16 protein-coding genes are annotated in these 20,236 nt (G+C 68.4%); 12 read left to right on the top strand and 4 right to left on the bottom strand.

Going from position 1 to position 20,236, the window contains the following annotated elements; translation table 11 throughout:
- Positions 1–6 precede the first annotated feature (6 nt).
- From WS75_RS01550 to WS75_RS01510, 9 genes are all read left to right on the top strand, one after another.
- The gene (locus WS75_RS01550) at positions 7–1,422 is read left to right on the top strand and encodes a UDP-glucose dehydrogenase family protein (protein WP_059678849.1); all 1,416 of its coding nucleotides are present in this window, start codon (positions 7–9) and stop codon (positions 1,420–1,422) included.
- Between the two features lie 40 nt (positions 1,423–1,462).
- On the top strand, positions 1,463–1,906 hold the full coding sequence (locus WS75_RS01545) for a low molecular weight protein-tyrosine-phosphatase (protein WP_059678848.1): 444 nt from the start codon (positions 1,463–1,465) through the stop codon (positions 1,904–1,906).
- Positions 1,900–3,078: a polysaccharide biosynthesis/export family protein gene (locus WS75_RS01540; RefSeq protein WP_059678847.1), complete on the top strand. Its 1,179-nt coding sequence runs from the start codon at positions 1,900–1,902 to the stop codon at positions 3,076–3,078. The genes WS75_RS01545 and WS75_RS01540 overlap by 7 nt, the downstream gene beginning before the upstream one ends.
- Positions 3,079–3,128: 50 nt before the next feature.
- Positions 3,129–5,354, top strand: a complete 2,226-nt coding sequence (locus WS75_RS01535; RefSeq protein WP_059678846.1) for a polysaccharide biosynthesis tyrosine autokinase — start codon at positions 3,129–3,131, stop codon at positions 5,352–5,354.
- Positions 5,355–5,416: 62 nt separating this feature from the next.
- Positions 5,417–6,376 (top strand): glycosyltransferase family 2 protein, encoded by a 960-nt coding sequence (locus WS75_RS01530; protein WP_059678845.1) that lies wholly within the window; start codon positions 5,417–5,419, stop codon positions 6,374–6,376.
- Positions 6,377–6,419: 43 nt separating this feature from the next.
- The gene (locus tag WS75_RS01525) at positions 6,420–7,556 is read left to right on the top strand and encodes a glycosyltransferase family 4 protein (RefSeq protein ID WP_059678844.1); all 1,137 of its coding nucleotides are present in this window, start codon (positions 6,420–6,422) and stop codon (positions 7,554–7,556) included.
- A gap of 10 nt (positions 7,557–7,566) precedes the next feature.
- Positions 7,567–9,033 (top strand): glucose-6-phosphate isomerase, encoded by a 1,467-nt coding sequence (locus tag WS75_RS01520; protein WP_059678843.1) that lies wholly within the window; start codon positions 7,567–7,569, stop codon positions 9,031–9,033.
- On the top strand, positions 9,030–10,214 hold the full coding sequence (locus tag WS75_RS01515; RefSeq protein ID WP_059678842.1) for a glycosyltransferase family 4 protein: 1,185 nt from the start codon (positions 9,030–9,032) through the stop codon (positions 10,212–10,214). The genes WS75_RS01520 and WS75_RS01515 overlap by 4 nt, the downstream gene beginning before the upstream one ends.
- Positions 10,214–11,380, top strand: coding sequence for a glycosyltransferase family 4 protein (locus WS75_RS01510; RefSeq protein ID WP_059678841.1), 1,167 nt, complete (start codon positions 10,214–10,216; stop codon positions 11,378–11,380). The genes WS75_RS01515 and WS75_RS01510 overlap by 1 nt, the downstream gene beginning before the upstream one ends.
- A 284-nt stretch (positions 11,381–11,664) precedes the next feature.
- Here the strand turns inward: WS75_RS01510 and WS75_RS01505 are convergent, their stop codons facing one another.
- The 3 genes from WS75_RS01505 to WS75_RS01495 form a co-directional block, all read right to left on the bottom strand.
- The gene (locus tag WS75_RS01505) at positions 11,665–13,122 is read right to left on the bottom strand and encodes an MFS transporter (RefSeq protein ID WP_059678840.1); all 1,458 of its coding nucleotides are present in this window, start codon (positions 13,120–13,122) and stop codon (positions 11,665–11,667) included.
- 173 nt (positions 13,123–13,295) lie between these two features.
- A complete protein-coding gene (locus WS75_RS01500) occupies positions 13,296–14,063 on the bottom strand; it encodes an AraC family transcriptional regulator (RefSeq protein ID WP_059678839.1) in 768 nt (255 codons plus the stop codon).
- Positions 14,064–14,089: 26 nt separating this feature from the next.
- Complete coding sequence (locus WS75_RS01495) at positions 14,090–14,431, bottom strand: FKBP-type peptidyl-prolyl cis-trans isomerase (RefSeq protein ID WP_059678838.1); 342 nt, start codon at positions 14,429–14,431, stop codon at positions 14,090–14,092.
- A 581-nt stretch (positions 14,432–15,012) separates the two neighbouring features.
- Between WS75_RS01495 and WS75_RS01490 the strand changes: the two genes are divergently transcribed.
- On the top strand, positions 15,013–15,930 hold the full coding sequence (locus WS75_RS01490) for a metal-dependent hydrolase (RefSeq protein WP_059678922.1): 918 nt from the start codon (positions 15,013–15,015) through the stop codon (positions 15,928–15,930).
- 414 nt (positions 15,931–16,344) lie between these two features.
- The gene (locus tag WS75_RS35020; protein ID WP_059678837.1) at positions 16,345–17,817 is read left to right on the top strand and encodes a sigma-54 dependent transcriptional regulator; all 1,473 of its coding nucleotides are present in this window, start codon (positions 16,345–16,347) and stop codon (positions 17,815–17,817) included.
- A gap of 982 nt (positions 17,818–18,799) precedes the next feature.
- Here the strand turns inward: WS75_RS35020 and WS75_RS01480 are convergent.
- Entirely contained in the window at positions 18,800–19,582 is a 783-nt protein-coding gene (locus WS75_RS01480; protein ID WP_059678836.1) for an ABC transporter substrate-binding protein, read from the bottom strand.
- Between the two features lie 232 nt (positions 19,583–19,814).
- On the opposite strand from WS75_RS01480, the gene WS75_RS01475 reads away from it, so the two are divergent.
- Positions 19,815–20,234 (top strand): MbcA/ParS/Xre antitoxin family protein, encoded by a 420-nt coding sequence (locus WS75_RS01475; protein WP_059601665.1) that lies wholly within the window; start codon positions 19,815–19,817, stop codon positions 20,232–20,234.
- The last annotated feature ends 2 nt before the right edge of the window (positions 20,235–20,236 follow it).

Raw genomic sequence — 20,236 nt, 5'->3', positions numbered from 1 at the left:
CACATCATGAATCTGACTATCATCGGCAGCGGTTACGTAGGTCTTGTCACCGGCGCCTGTCTTGCCGACATCGGGCACGACGTGTTCTGTCTCGACGTCGATCAGGCAAAGATCGACATCCTGAACAACGGCGGCGTGCCGATCCACGAGCCGGGCCTCAAGGAAGTCATCGCGCGCAACCGCTCGGCCGGCCGCCTGCGCTTCTCGACCGACATCGAGGCCGCGGTCGCGCACGGCGACGTGCAGTTCATCGCGGTCGGCACCCCGCCCGACGAGGACGGCTCGGCCGACCTGCAGTACGTGCTCGCGGCGGCGCGCAACATCGGCCGCTACATGAAGGGCTTCAAGGTGATCGTCGACAAGTCGACGGTGCCGGTCGGAACGGCCGAGCGCGTGCGCGCGGCGGTGGCCGAAGAACTTTCGAAGCGCGGCGGCGACGCACCGATGTTCTCCGTCGTGTCGAATCCGGAATTCCTGAAGGAAGGCGCGGCGGTCGACGATTTCACGCGGCCGGACCGCATCGTGATCGGCTGCGACGACGACGTGCCGGGCGAGCGTGCGCGCGAGCTGATGAAGAAGCTCTACGCGCCGTTCAACCGCAACCACGAACGCACGCTGTACATGGACGTGCGCTCGGCGGAATTCACGAAATACGCGGCGAACGCGATGCTCGCGACGCGCATCTCGTTCATGAACGAACTGGCGAACCTGGCCGATCGCTTCGGCGCGGACATCGAGGCCGTGCGTCGCGGGATCGGTTCCGATCCGCGCATCGGCTATCACTTCCTGTATGCGGGCTGCGGCTACGGCGGCTCGTGCTTCCCGAAGGACGTCGAGGCGCTGATCCGCACGGCCGACGAGCACGGCCAGTCGCTGCAGATCCTGAAGGCCGTGTCGTCGGTCAACGCGACGCAAAAGCGCGTGCTTGCCGACAAGATCGTCGCGCGCTTCGGCGAGGACCTGACGGGCCGCACGTTCGCCATCTGGGGTCTCGCGTTCAAGCCGAACACCGACGACATGCGCGAGGCACCGAGCCGCGAGCTGATCGCCGAGCTGCTGTCGCGCGGCGCGCGCATCGCTGCGTACGACCCGGTCGCGCAGCAGGAAGCGCGCCGCGTGCTCACGCTCGATCTCGCGGATCACCCGAGCTGGCTCGAGCGTCTCACGTTCGTCGACGACGAGGCGCAGGCCGCGCGCGATGCCGACGCGCTCGTGATCGTCACCGAATGGAAGGCGTTCAAGAGCCCGGATTTCGTCGCGCTCGGCCGTCAATGGAAATCGCCGGTGATCTTCGACGGCCGCAACCTGTACGAGCCGGAGGCGATGAGCGAGCAGGGCATCGAATACCACCCGATCGGCCGCCCCGGCTCGCGTCAGGCCGTCGCCGCCCGCGTGCCGGGCGCCGCGCGCGCGAACGCGTAACCCGCGCGTCGCCGTTACCCGTAACCCGACTCGAGATGCCATGTTCCGGAACATCCTGATCGTCTGTCACGCGAACGTCTGCCGCAGCCCGGCGGCGGAACTGCTGTTCAAGTCGCACGCGGCGTCGCGTGGCGGCCCGCGCGTGACGTTCCACTCCGCCGGCGTGCATGCGAACGACGGCGACGGCATCGATCCGGTGATGCGGCAACTGCTCGCCGAGCGGGGCGTCGATGCGACGACCCACCGGTCGCGCCGGCTGTCGCGCCGGATCGTGCGCGACGCCGACCTGATTCTCGTCAGCGAGCGCGAACAGATCAAGGCCGTCGAATCGGTCGATCCGTTCGCGCGCGGCAAGGTCCACCTGCTGGGCAAGTGGGAGGACGCCGAGATCGCGGATCCGCATGGCGGCCCCGAGGCCGACTATCGCGAGAGCTACTCATTGATCGAACGTCTGGTTCAAGGATGGCTGCAAAAACTATGCTGAAACGTCCCATGCGCCCGCTGGCGCTCGCCGTCGCGATGACGACCTTCCTGTCGGCCTGCGCGAGCGCGCCCGGCAACTATCTCGACGCGTCGAACCTGAGGGACGAAGGCCGGCAAGGTCAGGCCGAAACCTATCCGGTTCATTACATCGACGCGAAGCTGGTGATGGATCAGTTGCAGAAGCAGCAGGTCGAGCACCCGCTGCCGCCGGGCCGTTACACCGATCCGTCGCAGTACGTTTACCGCATCGGCCCGCAGGACATTCTCGGCGTCACCGTGTGGGACCACCCCGAGCTGACGACGCCGCAGGGCCAGTCGTTCTCGAGCGGCGGCAACACGACGCAGACGATCGCGGGCGCGCTGCAGCAGCCATATTCGTCGTCGCTGCCGGGCCAGGCCGATCCGTACGGCCAGACCGTGGCCGCCGACGGCACGATCTTCTTCCCGTTCGTCGGCCGCATCCACGTGGCGGGCAAGACGATCGCGCAGACGCGCGACGAGCTGGCCACGCGCCTTGCGCGCTACGTGAAGAATCCGCAGCTCGATGTGCGCGTGCTGTCGTTCCGCAGCCAGAAGGTGCAGGTGACGGGCGAGGTGAAGACGCCCGGCCCGCTCGCGATGAGCGACGTGCCGCTGACGCTCGTCGACGCGATCTCGCGCTCGGGCGGCTCGACCGCCGAGGCCGACCTGCAGCGCGTGCGCCTGACGCGCGACGGCAAGCTCTACACGCTCGACGCGAACGGCGTGCTCGACCGCGGCGAAGTGAAGCAGAACGTGATGCTGCAGCCGGGCGACATCATCAACGTGCCGGACCGCAGCGACAGCCGCGTGTTCATCATGGGCGAGGTCAAGACCCCGGTCACGGTGCCGATGCTCAAGGGCAGGCTGACCATCGCCGACGCGCTGACGGCCGGCGGCGGCATCCTCGACACCGATGCGAACCCGCGCAAGATCTACGTGATGCGCGGGATGCGCGACAACCCGACGAAGCCGGAAGTGTTCCGTCTCGACATGACGCAGCCGGATGCGCTGATGCTGTCGAGCCGCTTCCCGCTCCAGCCGCTCGACGTCGTCTACGTCAGCACGGCCGGCTCGGTGCAGTTCAACCGTGTGCTGCAGCAGGTGCTGCCGACGATCCAGACGATCTTCTACATGCGGCAAATCACGCGCTGATAGCCCGCCGGGGCGGCGCCTGCCCCCCGGCACCACTCAAGCGGGAACGAATGGTGAACACGCAAGCAAAACACGCCTACGCGGATCTGACCGCGAAAACCGAGGAAGAGGACGTCGTCCTCGGCCAGCTGCTCCAGGTGCTGATGGACGACATCTGGCTGCTGCTCGGCATCGCGGTGACCGTCATCGCGCTCGCCGGCCTCTACTGCTACATCGCGAAACCGGTGTACCAGGCCGACGTGCACGTGCGGGTCGAGAGCAACGACAACACGTCGCAGGCGCTCACGCAGACGCAGACGGGTGCGACGATCAACAGCGGCCCGCAGCAAGCGCAGACCGACGCGGAAATCGAGATCATCAAGAGTCGCGGCGTCGTCACGCCGGTCGTCGAGCAGTTCAAGCTGAACTTCTCGGTCGTGCCGAAGACGATTCCGCTGCTCGGCAGCCTGTCCGCGCGCGTCGCGACGCCCGGCGTGCCGTCGCGCGCCTGGTTCGGCCTGCGGTCTTACGCATGGGGCGGCGAGGTGGCCGACATCGACTCGATCAACGTCGTGCCCGCGCTCGAAGGCAAGAAGATGACGCTGACGGCCGGTCCGAACGGCACCTATACGCTCGTCGACGCGAACGGCAGCCGCCTGCTGTCGGGCCGTGTCGGCGAATCGGAGCAGGGCGGCGGCGTAACGCTGCTGGTGCAGAAGCTGATCGCGCGTCCGGGCACGCAATTCACGGTGGTCCGCTACAACGATCTCGACGCGATCACCGGCTTCCAGTCGGGCATCCAGGTGTCCGAGCAGGGCAAGCAGACGGGTGTCGTGCAGATCTCGCTCGAAGGCAAGGACCCGGACCAGACCGCCGCGATCGCGAACGCGCTCGCGCAGTCGTACCTGAACCAGCACGTGATCGCGAAGCAGGCCGAAGCGACCAAGATGCTCGACTTCCTGAAGGGCGAGGAGCCGCGCCTGAAGGCCGATCTCGAACGCGCGGAAGCCGCGCTGACGCAGTATCAGCGCACGTCCGGCTCGATCAACGCGAGCGACGAGGCGAAGGTCTACCTCGAAGGCAGCGTGCAGTACGAGCAGCAGATCGCGGCCCAGCGCCTGCAGCTCGCATCGCTCGCGCAGCGCTTCACCGATTCGCACCCGATGGTGATCGCCGCGAAGCAGCAGCTCGCGGAACTGCAGGGCGAGAAGGACAAGTTCAGCAACCGCTTCCGCAGCCTGCCGGCGACCGAAGTGAAGGCCGTCCAGCTCCAGCGCGACGCGAAAGTCGCCGAGGACATCTACGTGCTGCTGCTGAACCGCGTGCAGGAGCTGTCGGTGCAGAAGGCCGGCACGGGCGGCAACATCCACCTCGTCGATTCCGCGCTGCGCCCGGGCGATCCGGTCAAGCCGAAGAAGGTGCTGATCCTGTCGGCCGCGGTATTCCTCGGGCTGATCCTCGGTACCGGCATCGTGTTCCTGCGCCGCAACCTGTTCCAGGGCATCGAGGATCCGGATCGCGTCGAGCGCACGTTCAACCTGCCGCTTTACGGGCTGGTGCCGCAAAGCACCGAGCAGGTGAAGCTCGACGCCATGGCCGAAAAGAGCGGCGGCCGCGCGCGGCCGATCCTCGCGAGCCTGCGCCCGAAGGACCTGAGCGTCGAAAGCATGCGCAGCCTGCGCACCGCGATGCAGTTCGCGATGATGGATGCGAAGAAACGCGTGGTCGTGCTGACCGGCCCGACGCCGGGCATCGGCAAGAGCTTCCTGACGGTCAACCTCGCGGTGCTGCTCGCGCATTCGGGCAAGCGCGTGCTGTTGATCGACGCCGACATGCGTCGCGGGATGCTCGACCGCTACTTCGGCCTCACCGCGCAGCCGGGCCTGTCCGAACTGCTGAGCGATCAGGCGCCGCTCGAGGAGGCGATCCGCGAGACGCCGGTGCAGGGCCTGTCGTTCATCTCGGCCGGCACGCGCCCGCCGAACCCGTCGGAGCTGCTGATGTCGACGCGCCTGCCGCAATACCTCGAAGGGCTCGGCAAGCGCTACGACGTCGTGCTGATCGACTCGCCGCCGGTGCTGGCGGTGACCGACGCGACCATCATCGGCCGCATGGCCGGCGCGACCTTCCTGGTGCTGCGCTCGGGCATGCATACCGAAGGCGAGATCGCCGACGCGATCAAGCGCCTGCGTACCGCGGGCGTCGATCTGGAAGGCGGGATCTTCAACGGCGTGCCGCCGAAGGCGCGCGGCTACGGCCGCGGCTATGCGGCCGTCCACGAATACCTGAGCGCCTGACGGCATTGCACGAAACCGGGCCGGCGTGCGCAGCGCCGGCCCGGCCGACTGGAGAACCCTCGATGAAAATTTCCGTGCTCGTTCCGACTTACAGGCGGCCCGCCGACCTGGCGCGCTGCCTGCTGGCGCTGCAGCGCCAGCAGCGGCTGCCCGACGAGGTGATCGTCGTCGCGCGCCCGGAGGACGATGCCACGCACGAGCGCCTCGCCGATCCAGCAGTCGGCGGCATGCTGCCGCTGCGGATCGTGCCGGTCGACGTGCCGGGGCAGGTCGCCGCGCTGAACAAGGGGCTCGACTCGGCGAGCGGCGACATCGTCGCGATCACCGACGACGACGCGGCGCCGCGCGCCGACTGGCTCGCGCGCGTCGAAGCCGTGTTCCTGGCCGACCCTCGCGTCGGTGCGGTCGGCGGCCGCGACTGGGTGCATGAGAAGGGCCGCGTGCTCGACGAGTCGCGCGAGCTCGTCGGCCAGCTCATGCTGTCCGGCAAGATCGTCGGCAACCATCATCTGGGCGTCGGCGGCGCACGCGAAGTCGACATGCTCAAGGGCGCGAACATGAGCTACCGCCGCGCCGCGATCGAACGCCTGCGCTTCGACACGCGGCTGCGTGGCGCCGGCGCGCAGGTGCACAACGACATGGGTTTCAGCATGCAGGTGCAGCGTGACGGCTGGAAGCTCGTCTACGACCCGGCGATCGCGGTCGATCATTTTCCGGCCGAGCGTTTCGACGACGACCGGCGCGATGCGGCATCGCTGAATGCGATCAGCAACGGCGCGTACAACCTGCACCTGATCCTGCGCGAGCATCTGCCGCCGGTGCGGCGCGAGATCGCGTGGTGGTGGTGGACGCTGATCGGCACGCGCGTCTATCCGGGCTTCGCGCACGTGCTGCTGTCGCTGCATACCGCGCGGCGCGACCGTGTGCGCGAGCACTGGCGCGCGGTGCGCCGCGGCGCACGCGATGCGCGCCGCGCCGACCTTGCCCCCCATCGTGCGGCGATGCCGCCGGTGACGTCTTGAACGGGCTGCGCGCACGACGCGCGGCCATCCCCGGAGGGCTTGCATGAATTCCACGAAGGTTCACGTCCACCTGTTCCACGGCGCCGATCCGCGTACTTACCGGAAAGGCGAGAACATTGGCTGCCTGTACGGCTATCACCACGCGGAATCCGACGAATTCCGGCTGACCTATTCGCAGGACCGGCGCGAGAACCGCGTCGCGAGCCTCGCGCGCCGTGCGCTGAAGGCGGCGCTCGGCTTCGACGTCGTGCATGCGTGGCGCAATCGCGCCGCGTTGTTGGACACCGACGTGATCTGGACGCACACCGAGCAGGAGCATCTCGCCGCCGCGCTGATCCTGAAGCTCGCCGGCGCACAAGGCAAGCGCCCGCTGCTGCTCGCGCAGAGCGTGTGGCTGTTCGACAAGTGGAACACGTTCGGCGGCCCGCGCCGCTGGCTGTACCGCAAGCTGCTCGCGCGCGCCGACGCGCTGACGACGCTCGCCCGCGACAACGCCGAGCTGTGCCGCCGCTTTCTCGGGCGCGAGGCCGAGTTCGTCTACTACGGGCTGAACACGCAGGACTTCCCGCTCACCGAGCCGCAACAGTGGAAGCCGAACCGGCCGCTGCGGATCGCCGCGATCGGCAACGACCGCGATCGCGACTGGCGCACGTTTCTTGCCGCGTTCGGCGGCGACGAGCGCTACGACGTGCGGCTCGCGACGCGGCGCCGCGTGCCGCGCGAGTGGCATGCACCGAACGTGAAGATCGGCTCGGCGTCGGGCCTCGCGAAGCAGCATGAGCTGTACGCATGGGCCGACGTGATCGTCGTGCCGCTGCGGCCGAACTTCCACGCATCGGGCATCACCGTGATGCTCGAGGCGGCGGCGGTCGGCAAGCCGATGATCGTGTCCGACGTCGGCGGGCTCAGCGACTACTTCCCGCACGATACGGCCGCCTACGTGCCGGCGTTCGACGCAGCGGCGATGCGCCAGGCCGCCGATCGCTTCGTGGCGGATCCGGCCGCGGCGCTCGAATGCGCGCGTGCCGCCGCCGCGTGCCTGCGCGAGCGCGACCTGACCACGCAGGCGTTCGCCGCGCAGCACGTGCGGATCACGCGCGACATGCTGCGCCGGCGCCGCACGCCGGCGGCGGCCGGTCTCGCGATGCCGCTCGCGGATTCGCGCCCGTCGTCGCGGTGAGAACGGATCGATGAGTACGATTGCCGCCGAACGCGCACCGTCGCGCAGCCGCAGCTGGTTACCCGAACCGAAGCACTGGGTCGGGCAGGCCGGGCTGTGGACGTTTACCGCTGCGCTGATCGCCATTCACCAGGGCAAGGTGCTGACGCTCGCGTTTCCCGTGCTGGCCATCGCGGTCGGCATCTGGCTGTATTTCAAGAGCCCGGCGCGCTACGTCGGCTTCATGTGGTGGGTGTGGTTCCTGAGCCCGGAAGTGCGGCGTCTCGCCGACTGGTCGAAGGGCGCGTTCACGCCGACGAGCCTGATCCAGGTCGCGCCGCTTGCGGTGACGATGATCGCCGGGTTCGGGCTGCTCAGGCATTACCGCGTGCTCGCGCAGCGGCGCGGGATACCCGTGCTGCTGATGCTGTTCGGGCTCACGTACGCGTACCTCGTCGGGATCGTGTCGAGCGGCGTGATGGCCGCGACCTACGACCTCGCGAACTGGGTGTACCCGGTGCTGATCGGTTTTCACATCATGGTCAACTCGCGCGACTATCCCGAGTACCGCGACGTGCTGTTGTCCACGTTCATGTGGGGCATGCTCGTGATGGGCGTGTATGGCGTCGTGCAGTACTTCGTGATGCCGCAGTGGGACGTGCTGTGGATGATCGGCTCCGACATGGGTTCGCAGGGCGAGCCGGTGCCGTACGGTGTCCGCGTCTTCAGCACGATGAACTCGTCGGGGCCGTTCGCGTTCGCGATCATGGGCGCGCTGGTGTTCGTGTTCGCGGCGCCGCAGAAGGTCCGATGGTTCGCGGGCGCCGCCGGCTTCGTGTCGTTCGCGCTGTGTCTCGTGCGCTCGACCTGGGGCGGCTGGGTGATCGCGCTCGCGATCCAGCTCGTGCAGTCGAGCAACCGCGTGCGGATGCGGATCCTGATCAGCGGTGTCGTGCTGGTCGGGCTATGCGTGCCGCTGCTGACCGTCGGGCCGGTGGCCGACCGCCTCGGCGCGCGCCTGCAATCGATCGCGAACCTGAAGGACGACCGCAGCTACGACGACCGCAACAAGTTCTACGCGACCTTCGCGCAAACGGCGTTCACCGACGTCGCCGGCGAGGGGATGGGCGCGACCGGCGCGTCCACCAAGCTGTCGAGCGACAGCGGCGAGCTCGGCAAGTACGGCAGCTTCGACAGCGGCGTGATGAACGTGCCGTTCGTGCTCGGCTGGCCCGGCACGCTGCTGTACCTGTCGGGCGTCGTGATGCTGCTCGCCCGCACCGTGCGCGCGGCGTTCAAGCTGCGCAAGGACAAGTTCGTCGGCGCATGCCTGAGCCTGTGCCTGTCGGTGTTCGCGATGCTCGTGTTCACGAACTCGCTGATCGGCACGGGCGGCCTGCTGCTGTTCACGGCCATTTTTTCAATACTATCCGCGGCGCACTGGCAGAAGGCACAGCGCCTGCTGGCCGCCGCACGTTCACGGGGAGGCGACCATTGAGAATCGCGATCGTCACGCACGTCGTGCGACATAACGACGGGCAGGGCCGCGTCAATTACGAAATCGCGCGCGCGGCGCTGGCCGAGCACTACGAGGTCACGCTGGTGGCGTCGCATGTCGCGCCCGAGCTGCTGGCCGACCCGCGCGTGCGCTGGGTGCCGGTGAAGGTCGGCGGCTTCTGGCCGTCGAATCTCGTCAAGCAGCAGGTGTTCGCGCTGAAGAGCGCGTGGTGGCTGCGCGCGCATCGCAGCGAGTACGACGTGCTGCATGTCAACGGCTTCATTTCGTGGATCAAGGCCGACGTGAATACCGCGCACTTCGTGCACGGCGGCTGGTTCAAGAGCCCGTATTACCCGTTCGGGCTGACGAAGGGGCTGTGGTCGGCCTACCAGTATGTCTACACGCGCGTGAATACGGTGCTCGAGCGCTGGGCGTACCGGCGTTCGCGCGCGATTACGGCCGTATCGCAGAAGGTGGCCGACGAGATCGCCGGGCTCGGCATCGACAGCGGCAAGATCAGCGTGATCTACAACGGCGTCGACGGCAGCGCGTTCGCGGGTGCGCAGGCCGATCGCGCGGCGTTCAAGCTGCCGGACGATGCGTTCCTGCTGCTGTTCGTCGGCGACCTGCGCACGCCGCGCAAGAACCTCGGCACCGTGCTGAAGGCGCTGACGAAGCTGCCGGCGAACGTTCATCTCGCGGTGGCGGGCTATCTGCCCGGCAGCCCGTATCCGGACGAGGCGCGCGCGCTCGGCATCGATTCGCGCGTGCATTTCCTCGGTCTCGTGAAGAACATGCCCACGCTGATGCGCTCCGTCGACGCCTACGTGTTTCCGTCGCGCTACGAAGCGATGAGCCTGTCGCTGCTGGAAGCCATGGCGGCCGGGCTGCCGGTCGTCACCGCGCGCACCGCCGGCGGCGCGGAAATCATCACGCGCGACTGCGGGATCGTGCTGGAGGACCCCGACGATCCGGCCGCGCTCGCGCAGGCGATCGGCTCGCTCGCGGCGTCGCGCGACACCTGTCGCGCGATGGGCGACGCGGCCCGCGAACTGATGACCCGTTTCGGCTGGGCCCACATGGGCGCCCAGTATGTCGCGCTATACCGGCGCATCGGCCAACCCTCGCAGCCGTCCGCGTTCGAGCGGGTCGAGCATGCGGTTACGCAGGAGCAGTCGTAATGTCCCAATCTTCCCGGCCGATCAAATCGTTGCAGATCGGCATGCACTGGTTCCCCGAACGCGCGGGCGGCCTCGACCGGATGTACTACTCGCTCGTCGGCGCGCTGCCCGGTGCGGGCGTCGAGGTGCGCGGGCTCGTTGCCGGCTCGCCGAAGGTCGCCGACGACACGGGCGGTGCGATCCAGGGCTTCGGACCCGCGTCGCAGCCGCTTGCGCGCCGCATGCTCGCCGCGCGCCGCGCGTTGCGCGACGAGATCCGCAGCGAGCGGCCCGACGTGATTTCGTCGCACTTCGCGCTGTACACGTTCCCGGGCCTCGACGTGACGCGCGGGATTCCGCAGGTGTCGCATTTCCAGGGGCCGTGGGCCGACGAAAGCCAGGTCGAGGGCGCCGCGTCGCTCGGGCAGCGCGCGAAGCGCTATCTCGAACAGGCCGTCTATACGCGCTCGTCGCGCCTGATCGTGCTGTCGCAGGCATTCGGCCAGATCCTGACGAACCGCTACGGCATCGATCCGTCGCGCGTACGCGTGATTCCCGGCTGCGTCGATACCGCGCAGTTCGATACGCCGCTCACGCCGACCGAGGCGCGGCACAAGCTGCAACTGCCGCAGGACCGGCCGATCGTGCTGGCCGTGCGCCGGCTCGTGCGGCGCATGGGGCTGGAAGACCTGATCGATGCGATCGGTCTCGTCAAGCACCGTCACCCGGACGTGCTGCTGCTGATCGCCGGCAAGGGCAAGATCGGCGAGGAACTGCAGCAGCGCATCGACGACGCGGGGCTGCAGGACAACGTGAAGCTGCTCGGGTTCGTGCCCGACCATCATCTCGCGGCGCTGTACCGCGCGGCGACGGTCAGCGTCGTGCCGACGGTCGCGCTCGAAGGCTTCGGGCTGATCACGGTCGAATCGCTGGCGTCCGGCACGCCGGTGCTGGTGACGCCGGTCGGCGGGCTGCCGGAGGCGGTGGCCGGGTTGTCCAACGATCTCGTGCTGCCGTCGACGGGCGCGGATGCGATCGCGGAAGGGCTCGGCGGCGCGCTGTCGGGCGCGATCGCGCTGCCGGACGAGGCCGCGTGCAAGCGCTACGCGCGCGACCACTTCGACAACGCGGTGATCGCGCGACGCGTCGCCGGCGTGTACGAAGAGGCGATCCAGGCGGCGGGGTAGGCGAACGCGGCACGCCGCCGCGACGGTCGAGCCGGCGCACGCGCATGCGCCCGGCCCGCATGCCGGCCGCTCGATCCGGGCGAGCCGGTTTTTTTCGTTCCGTGCGAGGTACGCCGCGATTCGCGCGGCGTGTTCGACACGTCGACACGCGTCATGCACGCCGGAGCGTCACGGCCCATACGGCGATTGCCCCCACGCTGACCGCCGCCCCGAGCCCGCAGACGCCGATCCATCTGGCGTGCGCATACATCATCGTCGACGCAGTCGACGGCCGACCGCACCGCTCAATCGGCTGCCGACGCCGCGCGACGCGCACCGGATGCACCGCGATGCGCATCCGGCCTGACCAGCGTCGCGAGCAGCGCGGCCGTGACCAGCAGCCCGGCCGACACGCCGGTTTCGACATGCAGGCCCTCGACGGTTTGCCACGCGGCGCCGCTGCCCGCGACCGCGCCGAACGCGGCGACGCCCATCGCGCCGCCGGTCTGTCGTGCGGTGTTCAGCACCGCCGATGCGATACCCGCGCACTCATGCTCGACCGACGCGAGCACGGCCGTCGTCATCGCCGGCACCGCGAAGCCCATGCCGGTCGGAATCAGCAGGAACGGCACGAGCAGCAGCGGCAGCGGCGTCGACGCATCGATGAAATGCAGCGCGCCGTAGCCGAGCGCGGCAACCAGCGCGCCCGCGAGCATCGGCGCGCGCGGGCCGTGACGCGCGACCGCGCGGCCGCTCGCGAGGTTCGACAGCAGGAAGCCGCCCGTGAGCGGCAGGAACGCGAGCCCCGCCTGCCACGCCGATTCGCCGCGCACGCGCTGCAGGTACAGCGCAAGCACGAACACGGTGCCGTAGTACGTGAGGTTCACGCAGATGCCGAACAGGACAGCCGCGCTGAACGTGCGGCGGCGGAACAGCGACAGCGGCAGCATCGGCGTCGCGGTGTGCGACTCGACTGCGACGAACGCGAGCCCGGCCAGCGCCGCGAGCGCGAAGCCGCCGGCGACGACCGGATGCGAGAAGCCGAGCGGTTGCCATTCGATCACGGCGGCGGTCAGCGCGGTCAGCATCGCGATCGCGATGAGCTGACCGCGCAGGTCGAGTGCCTGCACGGCGCGCACTGGCGTCGTCGGTTGCTTCGACGCAGCGCCGATGTGACGCGCGGGCACCCATGCGAACGTGGCCGCCAGCCCCGCCGCACACAGCGGCAGGTTCACGAGAAAGATGCCGCGCCAGCCCCATGCGGCGATCAGCAGGCCGCCCACGACCGGGCCGGCCGCGATCGAGATCGAGCCCGCGGCGGTCCACCAGCCGACGGCGCGGGCGCGCAGAGGCGGATCATGCCGGCACGCATCGTTGAGCAGTGCGAGCGAATTCGGCAGCATCGCCGCGGCGCCGACGCCTTGCAGCGCCCGGGCCGCGATCAGCATCGCGGGCGAGACGGCGGCGCCGCACGCGAGCGACGCGAGTGCGAACAGCACGAGGCCGACGACGTACATGCGGCGCGCGCCGAAGCGATCGCCAAGCGCGCCGCCCGACAGCATCAGCACCGCGAACGCGAGCGTATACGCATCGACGACCCACTGCAGGCCGGCGACCGGCAGATGCAGATCGCCGGCCAGATGCGCGAGCGCGATGTTGACGATCGTCACGTCGAGTTGCGTGACGACGAAGCCGATGCTGACGGTCGCGACGATGCGGGCGAGCCCGGGCGGAAAGGTGGGGGAGCGCGTGGTCGTATCCATGCGCCCATCGTAGGACGCGACGGGCGGGCGACGTTTCAGTGAGACGTGAAGCGTCGATACCGTCGCGATGTGGCCCGGCTTGCCGGCCGCAGCGCGACAGGGGCACGGGGGCAGGGAGGCTCAGCGAGCCGTGACACGGTTTTCGGGCAGGCCGGGGCGACGCGCGTGAGCGCTCAGTGCCGCTCGCCGCGCCAGCGCCCCGGTGCGAGACCGAAGCGCTTCTTGAAAGCGTGCGTGAAGGTGCTCTGGTCGGCGAAGCCGACCATACCGGCGATGTCGACGAGCGGATGGCGGTCGTCCGCGAGCAGCACGACGGCGGCGTCGAGCCGCAGCCGCTGCAGGTAGCGATGCGGGGTTTCGCCGAACGCGTCGACGAACAGTTGATGAAAGCGGCGCATTCCGTAACCGCAGTGCGCGGCGAGATCGGCGATGCGCAGCGGTTCCGCGAGCCGCGCGCGCAGCCAGCGGTCGATGCGCGCGAAATCCAGGCCCGCCGCGGGCGCGGCGAGGCCGGCATCGTCGAGCAGCGCGTCGCACAGACGCGCGGCGGCCTGCCACTGGAAGCGATGCGCGCGCTGCGTGTCGCCGGCTGTCCCGTCGAATTGCGCGGCCGCCGCCGCGACCTGCGCGACGAGCGACGTGAGCGCCGGGTCGATCGACACGGCACGCGCGCTGTCGAACAGCCGCTGGGGCACCGCAAGCGACGCGGCGGGCAAGTCGAGCACGAGCTGGCGATTCTCGCCGAGGCCCGCGTAATCGTGGCGCGCGCCGGCCGGAATCAGCCACGCCGCGTGCCGGTCGATGCGCTGGCCGACGCCGTCCACCGCCATCACCATCGCGCCGTCGACGCCGATCACGACCTGATGAAAGTCGTGCACGTCGGATGCTTCGCACGTGTCGTAACGGCGCAGCGCGATGGCGGGAGACGGGATGCGTTCCATCGGAAGGACGTCGGCCGATGGCGTCGTCAGACGGCGAGCAGTTCGACTTCGAACACGAGCGTCGCGTTCGGGGGGATCACGCCGCCTGCGCCGCGCGGGCCGTAGCCGAGTTGCGGCGGGATCGTCAGGCGACGCACGCCGCCGACCTTCATGCCCTGCACGCCTTCGTCCCAGCCCTTGATGACCATGCCGCCGCCGAGCACGAACGCGAACGGGTCGTTGCGGTCCTCGCTCGAATCGAATTTCTGACCGTCGGTCAGCCAGCCCGTGTAGTGGACGCTGACGGTCTGGCCGGCTTGCGCTTCCGCGCCGCTGCCTTCGGTCAGGTCTTCGATTTTGAGGCCCGATGCGGTCGTGGTGACAGACATGACTTCTCCTGAAAGGGGTTGGGTAAAACCGCTATTGTAGGCGAGCGGGCAGGGGGCCGCCTTACGCGACAAGCGCCCCGCGGCATGCCGATTGCGCACCGGCCGCGGCGGTGGTCATGCATTCCGCCTGAAACGAGAATGGAACGCGTGTTTGAATTTTTCGTGAACCGGACCGACGGGGTTGCGCCGCGCGAACGCGGCGCGCGTATGAATCGGTGCCACCCGGCTGCCCGGCATCACGTCGGGCGGCACCGCGTGGTCCCGCGAAACGCCCGTCGCGCGGGGTTTTCGTGCCGATTTCGGCGCGTGCGCGCGCCGTCTGGCTGCCGGTCGCGTACCGGCGTGCGCGTTCGAATCCCGGCGCGCCCGAATGCCGCTCGAACCTCGTTTTTTCCGCGCTGCCGACCGTGCCCTGTTTGGAAGCGCGCGTCTACCGCGCGGCTTGCGCGCGACGCCGGCCGGCGCCTATCTTTACAGTTATCGATGTCAAGATTTCGGCGTTGCGCGATGCGCTGCCCGGGCCCGCGCCGACAAGGCCGCGACGGCTGGCGGGCCGCCCGAAAACCAGGAGAACGACGAACATGAAGTCAGCCGCTTCAGCCACTGCAGCCGAGGTGATGCCGGTGCGCCGCGACCTGCGCTTCGACTTGCCGGTCGAGCGCGCGAAGGACTGGCATGGGCTCGGCCCGCACGTGACCCACTTCTTCAATGCGCTGTCGCTGCTGTTTCCGGCCGGCGAACGCTTTTTCATGGATTCGGTGCGCAATTATCGCGACCGGATCGACGACCCGGTGCTCAAGCGGCAGGTGCTCGGCTTCATCGGCCAGGAGGCGATGCATACGCGCGAGCATGTCGAATACAACGAACTGCTGCAGGCCAACCGCCTGCCCGCGCGCAAGCTCGACAAGCGAGTATGGACGGTGCTCGGCTTCGCGAAGCGCACGCTGCCGCATTCGGTGCAGCTCGCGCACACGGTCGCCGCCGAACACTACACGGCGATGCTTGCGGACTGGCTCCTGAGCGACCCGACGCGCCTGGACGGCTCGGTCGAAGGCTACCGGCAGATGTGGCTGTGGCATGCGCTCGAGGAAACCGAGCACAAGGCCGTGTCCTACGACGTGTGGAACGCCGTGATGAAACCAGGCCTGCGCCGCTACCTGATCCGCGTCGGCGTGTACCTGGCGACGACGCTGACGTTCTGGCCGACCGTGTTCCTGATACACGTGACGCTGCTGTCGCGCGATCGCGGCATCAGGCATCGTGTGCGCGGCATGCTGCGCATGATTGCATTCCTGTACGGGCCGCGCCGCGGGCTGTTCCCGCGCATCGCGGGTGAATGGCTGAGCTTCTTCCGGCCGGGCTTCCATCCGTGGGACCACGACAATCGCCACCACCTCGCGCGCGTCGACACGCTCGTCGCCGCCTACGGCGCACACGACGGCGCGTCGGCCGGACGCGGCCGCGCCAACGCACTCGCGCCGCTCGCATCGGGGCGCTGACACCGCCACGCCGCGCGGCACGTGTTGCGTTCGTGCATCAACCCCGCTTCTTCTGACGATTGACCAGCGTCAAGCGGAAAACGGTTGCGCGAGCGCGGGCCGGCACGGCCGCCGGGCCGATTCCACGTGCCCGGCGCCGCGCGTCGCACCCGCGCGCCCGCACCAGCGCGGCTTCGCGCGCCCGAGATCCGTCCGGCCATGTTTTCGCACCCGCCTCGCCACCCGGATATCACCCATCTAGCCGCGCATCGGCGGCACCGTTATACCGTTCATGAAAGAATCCGCCCGGCGCGCGATTATTGCCCGGGGGGATTTTATTCGGACGGAAATGCGGCCAATATGTCGGTTCGATCGAGGTCCTTCGGATGCGGCGGCGAGCCGACGCACGATACCAACGCCAAGCGGGGAACAACGATGGTTGCAAGGTCACCCGACGCAAGCGGGACGGCGGCGTCCGAGATGCCGCCCGTGTCCGTTACCGCTCCCGAGGCTGGGCGCAAGCTGTTCGTCATCATGCGTTCGCCCGACGAGCCGTTGCTGGCGCAACTGCGCGAGCTCGGCTGGGACATCTCGGTCGCGAAGACAGCCGGCGCCGCGCAGAACATGACGTCCGGCGTGAATGTCGCAGCCGGGCTCGTCGATTTCTCGGGCTTCACGTCGCGCGACTATCCCGCGCTGAAGGCGTGCCTGAGCCAGCCGGCGATCGGCTGGATTTCCGTCGCGCAGGCCGGCGTCACGATCAGCGCTGCCGTGCGCGAGCTGATCCGCAGCTATTGTTTCGATTACGTGACGCTGCCGTTGCCGCACGAATGGATTTCGCACGTGCTCGGCCACGCGCGCGGGATGGCCGCGCTCGATCGCGTCGACGGCGCGGCGTACGCGGCGTCGATCGGCGAGCACGGGATGATCGGCAACTGCGAAGCCATGCAGCAGCTGTTCAGCACGATCCGCAAGGTCGCGAAGACCGACGCGAGCGTGTTCATCTCCGGCGAGTCGGGCACCGGCAAGGAGCTGACGGCGCTCGCGATCCACGAGCGCTCGGTGCGCGGCAAGGGGCCGTTCGTCGCGATCAACTGCGGCGCGATTCCGCATCACCTGCTGCAGTCGGAACTGTTCGGCTACGAGCGCGGCGCATTCACCGGCGCGAACCAGCGGCGCGCGGGCCGGATCGAATCCGCGAACGGCGGCACGCTGTTTCTCGACGAAATCGGCGACATGCCGATCGAAAGCCAGGCGAGCCTGCTGCGCTTCCTGCAGGAAGGGAAGATCGAGCGGCTCGGCGGCCAGGAGTCGATTCCGGTCGACGTGCGGATCATCTCGGCGACGCACGTGGATCTCGACGGCGCGGTCGAAGCCGGACGCTTTCGCGCGGACCTCTATCACCGGCTCTGCGTGCTGCGCATTCACGAGCCGCCGCTGCGTGCGCGCGGCAAGGACATCGACATCCTCGCGCATTACGTGCTGCAGAAATACAAGGCCGACAGCGGCCGCAAGATCAGCGGCTTCACCTCGGCCGCGCTCGACGCGATGCGCCGCTACGAGTGGCCCGGCAATGTGCGCGAGCTGATCAACCGGGTGCGCCGCGCGATCGTGATGGCCGAGAGCCGGCTGCTGACACCGCACGACCTCGGGCTCGATGTTCCGGGCGAAACGGAGCCCGTGACGCTCGAGCAGGCGCGTTCGCTCGCCGAGCGCACAGCGATCGAAAACGCGCTGCTGCGCAACGATCACCGGATCAACAAGGCCGCCGCCGAACTCGGCATCTCGCGCGTCACGCTTTACCGGATGATGATCGAGCACGGGCTCAACGACCACGACAACAACGGCGACAACGGCGGAAAGGACGGCGCGCCGCCCGACGACGCCGACCATCAGCGAGTCGGCTGAACGACGGCGGGAAAGCGTCTGCGGTCGTCCCGTGCGCGGGCGTCCGGCGCCATGTAAAGAGCGTGAAACGTTTCCCGCCGGCGGCCGCCCAAATCGACCCGGCAAACGCGCGCGGCGGCGTGCCGCCCGTGTCGGGAAAATATTCCGCATCGTCCGCGCGCCTTGTCCGGCAAGGCGTTGCCGCCACACGGGCGCGCCCGCCTGCGCCCGACGCGTTTCAGTTTCGCAACGTCCTGCCTGTCCCGCCCGTTCCGGCCGCGGGCTTGTCCGATGAAAGCCTTGTGCGGCCGGCCTTGAACGAAGCTGGCCCGCTCCTTGCGCAGTTTGAGGTGCGAAAGTCGATGACGTGGCGTCCGGTCGGTCCGGCAGCGAACCATGCGAGGACCGGCAAGGACGCAGTCCACGGGGATGACCGGACGGACGGGCAGGCAGCATGGCCCTGCTCCGAACGGCATGGGCCGCCATCGACGGATCGTCGGGGCGCCGGCGATGTCCGGTTGCCGGTACAAGCTACGGATCGAACACGGGGTAGAAAAATGACGAACGATCGCCACACGCCGCGGCCGGCAGGCCGCGATCGCAGTGATTCGACCCATCGCCGGTCGACCGCGCATCTTGCTGCCGGCCGGCATGCGTCGACAGGCCACCTCTCCGCGCCCGGTGCGAGGCGGATCCGGCTGATACCCGGTCATCCGCGCCGGGCCGGCGCTTTCTCGCTCGCGAACCCGATCCGCATGGGGATGTGCACGCGGGCACCGGTCCACCGGCGCCCGATCTTTGCTTATTGACGACGTCGAGCGCCTGCTGTCGCCAGAGCGGGTGATCCGTTTGCAATGCGAACGATGTGCGGCGTCCGGATGCGCGATACGGACGATGAACCGGCGCGACGGCGAACGTCAGGGAGGCGTCGCCGTCCGGCGAGCAGGGGAGGGGCGGTCAGACCGCGCGCGACGGGTATCGCACCCGTGCGCGCGGCGCCGCTTCAGCCGCCGTATATGTCGAAGTCGAAGTACTTCGACGCGAGCCGCTTGTACGTGCCGTCCTTGACCATGTCGAGGATCGCGCGATCGATCTTCGCCTTCAGGTCGGTGTCTTCCTTGCGCAGCCCGATGCCGGCGCCGATGCCGAGCACCTTCTCGTCGACGAGTTCGGGCCCGACGAACTGGTAGCCCGTGCCGCGCGGCGACTTCAGGAACCCGATCGCGGCCTGCACCTCGTCCTGCAGTGCGGCGTCGAGGCGGCCCGACGTCAGGTCCGCATACACGCCGTCCTGGTTCTGGTAGGACACGACGTTCGCACCCTGCTTCGCCCAGTACGCCTTCGCATACGCTTCCTGCGTCGTGCCCTGTTCGACGCCGATCGACTTGCCCTTCAGCGATTCGGCCGTCGGCAGCAGCGGCGAACCCTTCTTCACGACGAGCCGCGTCGGCTGGTTGTAGATCTTCGTCGTGAAGCCGATCTGTTCCGCGCGCTGCGGCGTGATCGACATCGACGACAGCACCGCGTCGAACTTCTTCGCCTTCAGCGCCGGGATCATCCCGTCGAAATCGTTCTCGAGCCACACGCACTTCGCCTTCAGCCGTGCGCAGATCTCGTTGCCGAGGTCGATGTCGAAGCCGACGAGCTTGCCGTCGGGCGCCTTCGATTCGAACGGCGCGTAGCTGGCGTCGGTGCCGAAGCGCAGCGTGGTCCAGTCCTTCGCGACGGCGGGGCCTGCCGATACCGCGAGCAGGGCGATCGAAACGGCGGCAATCAGTCTCTTCATGGTGGTTCCTTGGCGTGGTCTGTCCGGTTCTGGGCGACACGGTTGCTGCGGGGACGCTCCGCGTCCCGGTGCGCTGTCCGCACGATCATTAACGCAGAAAATAAAATTACAGTCCAGAATGGACAAAAAATATCGGTCCTTCGGACGGAATCCCGACGTCGAGGGGGCGACCCTTGCAAAAATACGAAAATGGACTAATCTTGTTAGTAAATTCGTTTCGAGACTAACGATCATGTCACAGCCCGCCTTCGATTCGCATTCCGCCCCGCGGCAGGCCTCGGTCGCGCGGATGTCGGCGGCCGGCCTGCGCGCGTTCTTCAACATCGCGCGCGACTGGGAGCTGACGATCGACGAACAGATCGTGCTACTCGGGTCGCCCGGCCGCTCGACGTTCTTCAAGTGGAAGGCCGCGCCGGAATCGGCCCGCCTGCCGCGCGATACGCTCGAGCGGCTGTCGCTGCTGCTCGGCATCTACAAGGCGCTGCAGATCCTGCTGCCGCAACCGGCCGCGGCCGACACCTGGGTCAAGCGGCCCAACGATGCCGCGCCGTTCGGCGGCAAGCGCGCGCTCGACCGCATGCTCGCCGGCAACGTCGGCGACCTGGTTGCCGTCCGTCAATATCTCGACGCGATGCGGGGTGGCTGGGCGTGACG

The organism is Burkholderia sp. FL-7-2-10-S1-D7, assembly GCF_001524185.1.
GTDB classification, from domain to species: Bacteria; Pseudomonadota; Gammaproteobacteria; order Burkholderiales; family Burkholderiaceae; genus Burkholderia; species Burkholderia diffusa.
The sequence above is the reverse complement of the archived record's forward strand: the minus strand, read 5'-3'. Positions and strand labels throughout refer to the sequence as shown.

What these genes read in the sequence shown, in the direction of transcription:
- WS75_RS01550 (WP_059678849.1), top strand. Translation starts at nt 7, where the DNA reads ATGAATCTGACTATCATCGGCAGCGGTTACGTAGGTCTTGTCACCGGC.
- WS75_RS01545 (WP_059678848.1), top strand. Translation starts at nt 1,463, where the DNA reads ATGTTCCGGAACATCCTGATCGTCTGTCACGCGAACGTCTGCCGCAGC.
- WS75_RS01540 (WP_059678847.1), top strand. Translation starts at nt 1,900, where the DNA reads ATGCTGAAACGTCCCATGCGCCCGCTGGCGCTCGCCGTCGCGATGACG.
- WS75_RS01535 (WP_059678846.1), top strand. Translation starts at nt 3,129, where the DNA reads ATGGTGAACACGCAAGCAAAACACGCCTACGCGGATCTGACCGCGAAA.
- WS75_RS01530 (WP_059678845.1), top strand. Translation starts at nt 5,417, where the DNA reads ATGAAAATTTCCGTGCTCGTTCCGACTTACAGGCGGCCCGCCGACCTG.
- WS75_RS01525 (WP_059678844.1), top strand. Translation starts at nt 6,420, where the DNA reads ATGAATTCCACGAAGGTTCACGTCCACCTGTTCCACGGCGCCGATCCG.
- WS75_RS01520 (WP_059678843.1), top strand. Translation starts at nt 7,567, where the DNA reads ATGAGTACGATTGCCGCCGAACGCGCACCGTCGCGCAGCCGCAGCTGG.
- WS75_RS01510 (WP_059678841.1), top strand. Translation starts at nt 10,214, where the DNA reads ATGTCCCAATCTTCCCGGCCGATCAAATCGTTGCAGATCGGCATGCAC.
- WS75_RS01505 (WP_059678840.1), bottom strand. Translation starts at nt 13,122, where the DNA reads ATGGATACGACCACGCGCTCCCCCACCTTTCCGCCCGGGCTCGCCCGC.
- WS75_RS01500 (WP_059678839.1), bottom strand. Translation starts at nt 14,063, where the DNA reads ATGGAACGCATCCCGTCTCCCGCCATCGCGCTGCGCCGTTACGACACG.
- WS75_RS01495 (WP_059678838.1), bottom strand. Translation starts at nt 14,431, where the DNA reads ATGTCTGTCACCACGACCGCATCGGGCCTCAAAATCGAAGACCTGACC.
- WS75_RS01490 (WP_059678922.1), top strand. Translation starts at nt 15,013, where the DNA reads ATGAAGTCAGCCGCTTCAGCCACTGCAGCCGAGGTGATGCCGGTGCGC.
- WS75_RS35020 (WP_059678837.1), top strand. Translation starts at nt 16,345, where the DNA reads ATGGTTGCAAGGTCACCCGACGCAAGCGGGACGGCGGCGTCCGAGATG.
- WS75_RS01480 (WP_059678836.1), bottom strand. Translation starts at nt 19,582, where the DNA reads ATGAAGAGACTGATTGCCGCCGTTTCGATCGCCCTGCTCGCGGTATCG.
- WS75_RS01475 (WP_059601665.1), top strand. Translation starts at nt 19,815, where the DNA reads ATGTCACAGCCCGCCTTCGATTCGCATTCCGCCCCGCGGCAGGCCTCG.